We start from the raw sequence: 8,937 nt of genomic DNA, 5'->3' as shown, positions 1-8,937 counted from the left end.
TGATCGAGATCCGCAAACAGAACAAGGCCTTCGGACTCGGCTCCTACACCGAACTGCCCTCCTCCAACCCCGCCGTCCTCGCCTTCCTGCGCGAATACCAGGACGACCTGGTGCTGTGCGTGCACAATTTCTCCCGTTTCGCGCAGCCCACCGAACTCGACCTGCGTGCCTACGACGGCAGACATCCGGTCGAGCTGATCGGCGGCGTGCGCTTCCCGGCCATCGGCGAACTGCCGTATCTGCTGACCCTCGCCGGTCACGGCTTCTACTGGTTCCGGCTCCGCCCCTCGGTCGGGCCCGGCACCACGAGGCGACCGTGAACACGTGCCCCTCGACAGCCCGCCCGCCTCTGAAAGGACGTGTCGCCATGGCGAAGACCGCTCTGCACCGTCCGAGCGGACTCGGTCCCGCTCCGCTGCTGACCTCGCTGGCCGAGCTGCTGCGCGACTGGTTGCCGCGGCAGCGCTGGTTCGCCGGCAAGGGCCGGCCCGTGACGGATCTGACGCTCGTCTCGTCGACCGAGCTGTACCCGGGGTGTCTGCATCTGCTGGTCCGCACCGAACACCTCGGCCCACCGGCCCACGGCGGGTCCGGCGCTCCCCCGCCCGAGGACTGCTACCAACTGCTCCTCGGCGTACGGGAAGTCCTGCCGCCGCGGCTCGCCCACGCCTTCATCGGCCGGGCGAGCGCCGGCCCGCTGGCCGACCTGACCGTGTACGACGCCTTTCACGACCCGAAGGCGACGGGACTGCTCCTGGAGCGTCTGCGCCGGTCGGGCACGGCGGGCCCGCTGCGTTTCGAGCGCGATCCGCGGGTGACGGTACCGGGCGGTCTGACCCCGCGTCTCCTCGACGCCGAGCAGTCCAACTCATCGCTGGTGTACGGCGACGCGTTCATACTGAAGGTCTTCCGGCGCGTCCAGCCCGGCATCAACCCCGACCTTGAGGTGCCGCGCGCGCTGGCCCGGCAGGGCTGCACCCGGGTCCCCGCGCCCGCCGCGTGGTTCCGGACCTCGGAGCCGCGGGAAGCGACCCTCGGCGTCCTTCAGCCCTATCTCCGGGACGCCGCCGACGGATGGACCCTGGCACTCGAATCCCTCGGTTCCGAGAAGGACTTCACCGGCGAGGCGTACGAACTCGGCCGTGCCACCGCCGAGGTGCATCTCGCGCTGGCCACGGCGTTCCCCGTGGACGCGCCGAGTCCGTACCGGAACAAGCGGCTCGCGGACGCGATGCACGAGCGCCTCGACGCGGCGGTCCGTTCCGTTCCCGAACTCCGCCCCCACGCGGCCGGGTTGCGGTCGGCCTTCGACGCGCTCGCCGCGCTGGACGCGACGGTCCGCCCGGCCCAGCGCATCCACGGCGATCTCCATCTCGGCCAGGTCCTGCGGGCCGGGCAGCGATGGTCGGTGATCGACTTCGAGGGCGAACCCGCCCGCCCGATCAGCGAACGCCGGCGTGTCCAGTCCCCCGTACGCGATGTCGCGGGCATGCTGCGCTCCTTCGACTACGCGGCCCGCTCCCGTCAGCCCTGGCGTCCCGAGTGGGCGCAGCGCTGCCGCGAGGCCTTCTGCGCGGGCTACGCCGCCGCGGCGGCGTGGGACCCGCGCGAGGAACCCGAACTGCTGCGCGCGTACGAGACGGACCGTGCCGTGTACGAAGTGCTCTACGAGGCACGGCACCGTCCCGACTGGCTGCCCGTGCCCATGGCGGCCGTCGGCCGGCTCGCCGCCCGCCCCTGACCACCGACCCACTCCCCCTCACTCCCCCTGACCACCCTCAACACCCCCACTTCGAGAGGCCCAAGCCGTGACCCGCACCGCATCCACCCGCGTACGACGGGCCAAGCCCGCCGCCCCGTCGGCGCAGCACGCCGCGCTGGACCCCATGGATCGGGGGCGCCTGCTGGCCGGCGCGCATCACGATCCGCACGCGCTGCTGGGTGCGCATCCGGTGCCGGGCGGCGTGGTGTTCCGGGCGTTCCGGCCGTACGCCCAGGGCGTGGCGGTGCTGGTGGACGGACAGCGCACGGCGCTGGACGACCTGGGCGACGGACTGTTCGCGGCGGCCCTGCCGCTCGACGCGATTCCCGCGTACACACTGCTGGTCACGTACGACGGCACCGAATTCGAGGTGCAGGACCCGTACCGGTTCCTTCCCGCGCTCGGCGCGTTCGACCTGCATCTGATCGGCGAGGGCCGGCACGAGGAGCTGTGGCGGGCGCTCGGCGCGGAGCCGATGACCCACGAGGGTGTCGCCGGGACGCGCTTCACCGTGTGGGCCCCGAACGCTCAAGGGGTCCGGGTCTGCGGGGACTTCTGCCACTGGGACGGCGCGGGGGGATTCCCGATGCGTTCGCTCGGGTCGTCCGGAGTGTGGGAGGTGTTCCTGCCCGGCCTCGGTGAGGGAACGCCCTACAAGTTCGACATCACCCGCCCCGACGGTTCCCGCACCCTGCGCTCCGACCCGATGGCCCGCCGCACCGAGGTGCCTCCGGCGACGGCCTCGATCGTGACCCGGTCGTCCTACACGTGGGAGGACGACGGCTGGATGAAGGAACGGGCGAAGCGCCGCCCGCTGCACGAGGCGCCGTTCTCGGTGTACGAGGTGCATCTGCCGTCCTGGCGACCCGGACTGACCTACCGTCAGCTGGCCGACCAACTCCCCGCCTACGTCGCCGACCTCGGCTTCACCCACGTCGAACTGATGCCTGTCGCCGAGCACCCCTTCGGCGGCTCCTGGGGCTACCAGATCACCGGCTTCTACGCCCCGACCGCGCGCCTGGGAACCCCCGACGACTTCAAGTACCTCGTCGACGCCCTCCACCGGGCCGGCATCGGCGTCCTCATGGACTGGGTCCCCGCCCACTTCCCCCGCGACGACTGGGCCCTCGCCGAATTCGACGGACGCCCCCTGTACGAACACGCCGACCCGCTCCGGGCCGACCACCCCGACTGGGGCACCCTCGAATTCGACTACGGCCGCCGCGAGGTCCGCAACTTCCTCGTCGCCAACGCCACCTACTGGTGCGAGGAGTTCCACATCGACGGCCTGCGCGTCGACGCCGTCGCCTCCATGCTCTACCTCGACTACTCCCGCGAACCCGGCCAATGGGTCCCCAACGAACACGGCGGGCGGGACAACCCCGACGCCGTCGCGTTCCTCCAGGAGTTGAACGCCACCCTCTACCGCCGCAACCCCGGCATCGTCACCATGGCGGAGGAGTCGACCGCCTGGGACGGGGTCACCCGTCCGACCTCCGAGGGCGGGCTCGGCTTCGGGCTGAAGTGGAACATGGGCTGGATGCACGACTCGCTCGAGTACATCCAGCACGAGCCGATCCACCGCAAGTACCACCACAACGAGATGACGTTCTCGATGATGTACGCCTACAGCGAGAACTACGTCCTGCCGATCTCCCACGACGAGGTCGTCCACGGCAAGCAGTCACTCGTCTCCAAGATGCCCGGCGACTGGTGGCAGCAGCGCGCCAACCTGCGCGCCTATCTCGCCTTCATGTGGGCCCACCCGGGCAAGCAACTCCTCTTCATGGGGCAGGAGTTCGCCCAGGGCGGCGAGTGGAAGGAAGCCCACGGCCCGGACTGGTGGCTCCTCGACCCCGCCTACGGCGCCGAACCCGACCACCGCGGCGTCCAGGACCTCGTCCGCGACCTCAACACGCTGTACCGCGCCGAAGCCGCCCTGTGGGAACGCGACACCGATCCTTCCGGCTTCACGTGGGTCACCGGGGACTCCGCCGACGACAACGTCTTCGCGTTCCTGCGCCACGCCGCCGACGGCACCCCCCTGCTCGCCGTCTCCCACTTCTCCCCCGCGGTCCGGCACGGCTACCGGCTCGGCGTCCCCGAGGACATCCCCGCCTGGCGCGAAGTCCTCAACACCGACAACCTCCGCTACGGCGGCAGCGACATCACCAACCCCGACCCGGTCAAGGCCGAGGCGATCGGCCTGCACGGCAGGCCGACCAGCATCGAACTGACGCTGCCGCCGCTCGCGACGGTGTGGCTGCGGCCGGCCTGAGCCGTCCCACAGCCACCCGGGCCACCGTCCGTCAGCGGGAGGCCGGCTTGCCCGCCGTGAAGAGCCACGTGTGGAAGAGGCCCGAGAGGTCCTTGCCGGACTCCCGCTCGGAGAGCTTGACGAACTGGGCCGTCGTGCCGTGCCCGCCGCGGTGGCCGGCGGCCCAGGAGCGCAGGATGCGGAAGAACACGGGATCGCCGACGGCCGTGCGCAGTTTGTGCAGGGTCATGGCCCCGCGGGCGTAGACCGGTGTCTCGAAGATGTGCTCGCCGCTGCCGGGATCGGCGGGCGGGAACGCCCACAGGTCCTTGCCCGCGGGGGTGGCGTAGAGCGAGTCGAAGGTCCGCTGCGCACTCTTGCCGCCGTGCTGCTCTTCGTAGAGCCACTCGGCGTACGTGGCGAAGCCCTCGTTCAGCCAGATGTCCTTCCACCTGGTCAGGGTGACGGAGTCACCGAACCACTGGTGGGCGCTCTCGTGGACGAGGGTGTCCAGGTCCGGCGCGGAGTCGTACACGGGCCGCGTCTGGGTCTCCAGGGCGTAGCCGACCTGCGGCGCCCGGTCGACGACGGCTCCGGCCGCCCGGAACGGATAGGGGCCGAAGAGCTTGCTCTCCCAGGCCAGGACGGAGGGCAGCTTCTTCAGGACCGGAGCGGCGGCGGTCGCCTCGCGGGGGTCCACCGCGTTGTAGACCTTGATGCCGTCGCGGGTGGTGTACCGCTCGACCTTGAAGGTGCCGACGGTCGCCGTGGCGAGGTAGGCCGCCATCGGCTCGGACTGCCGCCAGCGGAAGGTGGTCCGGCCGTCGGCGGTCCGCTGCCCGAGCAGGACGCCGTTCGCGACGGCGGACTTCCCCTTGGGGACGGTCAGCGTGAAGTCGTACGACGCCTTGTCCGTGGGGTGGCTGTTGGCGGGGAACCACGTCATCGCGCCCTGGGGTTCACCGGCCACGAACGCGCCGTCGTCCGTGGGGATCCACCCGTCGAGGGAACCGTCGGGGTCGGTGACCGGCTTGGGCGTACCGGAATAGGTGACGGTGACGCGGAACTCCTTGCCTTTGCGCAGAGCGTGCCGCGGGGTGACCACGAGTTCCTGGCCGTCGCGCGCGAAGGCCGCCTTGCCGTGGTCGACGGTGATGCCGGTAACCTTCAGCCCGCTCAGGTCGAGGTCGAAGCGGGTCAGCCGCTGGGTGGCCCGGGCGGTGATGACCGCCTCGCCGTCGAGGTGTCCGCTCTTCGGGTCGTAGCCGAGGGTCAGGTCGTAGTGGTGGACGTCGTAGCCGCCGTTGCCCGAGAGGGGGAAGTACGGGTCTCCCGCGCCGGAGGTGCCCACGGTCCCGGCCGCCGTGGCCGGTCCTGCCGCGGTCAGCAGCGCGGCGAGGGCGACGGGGACGGCCGCGACAACGGCTTCGCGGCGAAGGACAGTTGTGCGTCGTGCGGCCTCTTGCGGGCGGGGTGTCACGTTCGCTCCTCCGGTTCGACGGTGATCACTCGGGCACAGCCTATGAGTCGCTCCTCCGCGGATCCCCACGATCAGGTCAAACTTGCGCCCCGTCGTGGCTGGCCTCGTGGTGCTCGGCGGCGGAACGCCGCTGGGCCGGCGCGCCGACGCGTCCGGGCAGGCCGCGCGCGGCGGCCTGCCCGGTGGTGCTCGTTCCGGGACCGTCCCCGGTCGCCGCTCCCCGGAGCGGCGGCCTGTCGGGCTCAGGCCCAGGGCGGTGGGCCGTCGGGGACGAGTTGGTGGACGTCGAAGAGGACGGCGGATTCGACGCCGAGCGCGGATCCGCCCATGCCGGCCGCCCAGGTGAGGAACGGCCGCGGTTCGAAGGCGCCCGCGCCCAGGCCCTTGGTGTACTCGGCGTGCGCCTCCAGCGAGGCGATGCCGCGTTCGAGGGGTTCGCCGGTGACGTCGACGCCGTGGGTGGGCTGTTCCGCTCCGGCGAAGCACACCATCCGGATGCCGCTCCACGGCTCCAGCCCCTCGTCGGCGAGTTCGGGGAAGATCCAGCGGTTCCCCGCGTCACGGGCCGCGTCGAGGGCGGCCAGGCCCACCGCCCGGTGGTCCGCCTGGTTGGTGATGCCGCCGATCATCCGCACCGTGAACGCGCCGGACACCACGATCTCCGGCCGGTGGCGGCGCATCGCGCGCACGATCTCCCGGCGGAGCCCGAGCCCGTACTCGACGGCGCCGTCGCGGTGATCGAGGAACTCGACGGTCTCGACACCGACCCGCAGGGCGCCGGCCCGCTCCTCGGCCTCGCGCAGCGGTGCGGCCCGGTCCGGGGGCAGGCCGTCGATGCCGGCTTCTCCCCGGGTCGCCAGCAGATAGCCGACCTGCTTGCCCTGCGCCGTCCACCGTGCGACGGCGCACGCTGTGCCGTACTCGATGTCGTCCGGGTGCGCGGCCACGGCGAGACATCGCTGCCAGTCCTCCGGCAGCGAGGGCAGGCCCGAACCGCCCGCGAAGCCTGGTCTGTCCTGTGTGGGATCCATGTCCCGCATGATGGCGCGTAGCCTGCCGCGGGGCACAGAGGCGCGCTCTCCCCGTTCGTACGCCGGGTTCTCGCGCCCCCGTGAGCCCGGCGGGCCGGGAGGCGCGCCCGCGAGGTCCGTCCTCCTGGTCGAACACCGCGCAGGCGTGGTGAAGTCTGACCACACGTCCGATGATCCGACGCCGGGCTGCCGCCGCCTGCCTCGTCGGCGGCACCCCCGGCCGACGGTGCGTCAGGCCCCGCACACCGCAGAGGAGATGCCCGTGACCACAACCTCGCCCGCCTGGACCGACGCACCCGTGAGGGTGGGGCTCGTCGGCGCGGGGCCCTGGGCGCGGGCCGTGCACGCCCCGGTGCTCGCCGCCGGCCCCGAGACCCGGCTGACGTCGGTGTGGGCACGCCGGCCGGAGGCCGCCCGTGAGACGGCGGCTCCGCACGGCGCCGCCGTCGCCGCGACGTTCGAGGAACTGCTCGACGACTGCGAGGCGGTCGCGTTCTCGGTTCCGCCCTCGGTGCAGGCCGAACTCGCCCCGCGGGCGGCCGAGGCGGGCAAGGCCCTGCTCCTGGAGAAGCCGCTCGCGCTCGATCTGTCCTCGGCGCGGCGGCTCGTGGACGCCATCGACGCCTCGGGAGTCGTCTCCCAGCTCGTGCTGACGAACCGCTATCACCCGGCCACCCGGAAGTTCCTCGCCGAGGCGCGGGCGCTGGACGTCTCGGGCGCGCGGTCCTGCTGTCTCAGCGGCGCCTTCCTGGGGGGCGACTTCGCGACCCCCTGGCGTCTTGAGCACGGGGCGCTGCTGGATCTCGGGCCCCACGTTCTCGATCTGCTGGACGCGGCGCTCGGGCCGATCGTCCGGGTGCGCGGAGCCGGCGACCCGCGGCGCTGGGTCGAACTCACCTGCGAGCACGACAGCGGCGCCGTGAGCCAGGCCTCCCTGTCCGGGTCGGTCGACGTCGAGCGCGGCATCACCCGCATCGAGCTGTTCGGCCGGCACCCCGAGCTGGTCTTCGACGGCGGAGCCCTCGACCACGAGGAGTCCTGGCCCGTGCTGCGCCGCGAGTTCGCCACGGCCGTCCGGTCGGGGCGCTCCGGCGAACTCGACGCCCACCGCGGACTGCGCCTTCAGACACTGATCGCCCAGGCGATGGAGGGCTAAGGGGCCGGGAGAGAGCTAGGGGGCCGGGAGAGGGCTGGAAGCGCCTCCCGGCGCGGCCGTTCAGGCGAAACGGGCGGCGGCGGAGCGTGTGTGATCGGCGGTGTGTCGACAGAACAGCTGTGGACCTGCCGCTGATCGCCCCCATGCTCGCGACCCCCGGAACCCTCCCACCCGCCGGACAGGACATGCGCTGGGCGTACGAGACGAAGCAGGACGGCCAGCGTGCCGTGGTCTATCTGCCCGGGGACGGCAGCGTTCTGCTGCGTGCCCGTTCCGGAGAGGACATCACCGCCGCCTATCCGGAACTCCGCGACCTGGGCGGCGTTCTCGGCACGACCGCCGCGGTCCTGGACGGCGAGGTGCTGGTCCTGGACGAACAGGGCCGGGGCGATTTCCAGCTGTTGCAGTCCCGGATGGGACTCGCCCGGTCGCCGGGCAAGGCCGCGCGGCGCGCGGATCGGGCGCCCGCTCATCTCGTCCTGTTCGACGTGATGCGCCTGCGGGACGATCTCACAGGCCAGAGGTACGTACGACGGCGGCAGGTGTTGGCGAGCCTGGCCCTCGACGGCCCGTTCTGGTCGACGCCCGCGGCCCTCGTGGGGCACGGCGAGCAGGCGCTGCGGGCGACGCGGGAGAACGGCCTGGAAGGGCTCGTCTGCAAGCGGCTGGACTCGGTCTACGAGCCCGGCGTGCGCTCACGGTCCTGGGTGAAGATCCGCAACATGAGGACCGCCGACGTCCTCGTCGGCGGCTGGGTCCCCGGGAGGGGGCGCCTGTCGGGACTGCCCGGCGCCGTGCTCGTCGGTCAGCGCGACGCGGGGAGGCTGCGTTATGTCGGGAGCGTGGGCACCGGCTGGAACGAGGCCGAGCGCGTCGAACTGGCCCGGCTCCTACGGGCCGCCGAGACCGGTCGCTGCCCCTTCGACAGCCTCCCGCGGGCGGCCGAGGCGCGCTGGGTGCTGCCCCGGCTGGTGGGCGAGGTCCGCTACAGCACCCGTACCCGGGCCGGACTGCTGCGTCAGCCGTCCTGGCTGCGGCTGCGTCCCGACCTCGCGCCCGAGGACTCGGCGGCCGATCTCCCGTGACCCGTAGGACGGATGAAGGGTCCGGCCTCCGGGGGACGTACGGGAGCCGGGCCACCCCAGCCGCACGCGAGTCGCGACGCGAGGACGGAGCCAGAGCCGTACGCGAAGTCCGGCCTCCCGGTCGCGACGCGGAAGTCCGGCCTCCCGGTCGCGACGCGAAGGAGCC

At 72.3% G+C, this 8,937-nt stretch carries 7 protein-coding genes; 5 read left to right on the top strand and 2 right to left on the bottom strand.

Going from position 1 to position 8,937, the window contains the following annotated elements:
- From ACFWBT_RS39070 to glgB, 3 genes are all read left to right on the top strand, one after another.
- On the top strand, positions 1-320 hold a 320-nt coding region (locus tag ACFWBT_RS39070; RefSeq protein ID WP_385708448.1), incomplete at its 5' end, for an alpha-glucosidase C-terminal domain-containing protein.
- Between the two features lie 47 nt (positions 321-367).
- Positions 368-1,741: a phosphotransferase gene (locus ACFWBT_RS39065; RefSeq protein ID WP_385708445.1), complete on the top strand. Its 1,374-nt coding sequence runs from the start codon at positions 368-370 to the stop codon at positions 1,739-1,741.
- A gap of 145 nt (positions 1,742-1,886) precedes the next feature.
- Positions 1,887-4,040 (top strand): 1,4-alpha-glucan branching enzyme, encoded by a 2,154-nt coding sequence (glgB, locus tag ACFWBT_RS39060; protein WP_385708450.1) that lies wholly within the window; start codon positions 1,887-1,889, stop codon positions 4,038-4,040.
- Positions 4,041-4,071: 31 nt separating this feature from the next.
- Here the strand turns inward: glgB and ACFWBT_RS39055 are convergent, their stop codons facing one another.
- Complete coding sequence (locus tag ACFWBT_RS39055) at positions 4,072-5,499, bottom strand: M1 family metallopeptidase (protein ID WP_385708442.1); 1,428 nt, start codon at positions 5,497-5,499, stop codon at positions 4,072-4,074.
- Positions 5,500-5,741: 242 nt separating this feature from the next.
- Positions 5,742-6,530, bottom strand: a complete 789-nt coding sequence (locus ACFWBT_RS39050) for a PIG-L deacetylase family protein (protein ID WP_385708439.1) — start codon at positions 6,528-6,530, stop codon at positions 5,742-5,744.
- Positions 6,531-6,786: 256 nt separating this feature from the next.
- Between ACFWBT_RS39050 and ACFWBT_RS39045 the strand changes: the two genes are divergently transcribed.
- On the top strand, positions 6,787-7,686 hold the full coding sequence (locus ACFWBT_RS39045; RefSeq protein ID WP_385708436.1) for a Gfo/Idh/MocA family protein: 900 nt from the start codon (positions 6,787-6,789) through the stop codon (positions 7,684-7,686).
- 119 nt (positions 7,687-7,805) lie between these two features.
- Positions 7,806-8,771 carry an ATP-dependent DNA ligase gene (locus ACFWBT_RS39040; protein ID WP_385708433.1) on the top strand — a complete coding sequence of 322 codons (966 nt, stop codon included), beginning with the start codon at positions 7,806-7,808 and terminating at the stop codon, positions 8,769-8,771.
- The last annotated feature ends 166 nt before the right edge of the window (positions 8,772-8,937 follow it).

The sequence above is a fragment of the Streptomyces sp. NPDC060027 genome (genome assembly GCF_042737005.1).
GTDB lineage: Bacteria > Actinomycetota > Actinomycetes > Streptomycetales > Streptomycetaceae > Streptomyces.
Note: the sequence above shows the minus strand (reverse complement) of the source record. Positions and strands in the feature narration are given on the sequence as shown.

Coding starts and splice junctions, on each gene's coding strand:
- ACFWBT_RS39050 (WP_385708439.1), bottom strand. CDS start 6,530: ATGGATCCCACACAGGACAGACCAGGCTTCGCGGGCGGTTCGGGCCTG.
- glgB (WP_385708450.1), top strand. CDS start 1,887: ATGGATCGGGGGCGCCTGCTGGCCGGCGCGCATCACGATCCGCACGCG.
- ACFWBT_RS39045 (WP_385708436.1), top strand. CDS start 6,787: ATGCCCGTGACCACAACCTCGCCCGCCTGGACCGACGCACCCGTGAGG.
- ACFWBT_RS39065 (WP_385708445.1), top strand. CDS start 368: ATGGCGAAGACCGCTCTGCACCGTCCGAGCGGACTCGGTCCCGCTCCG.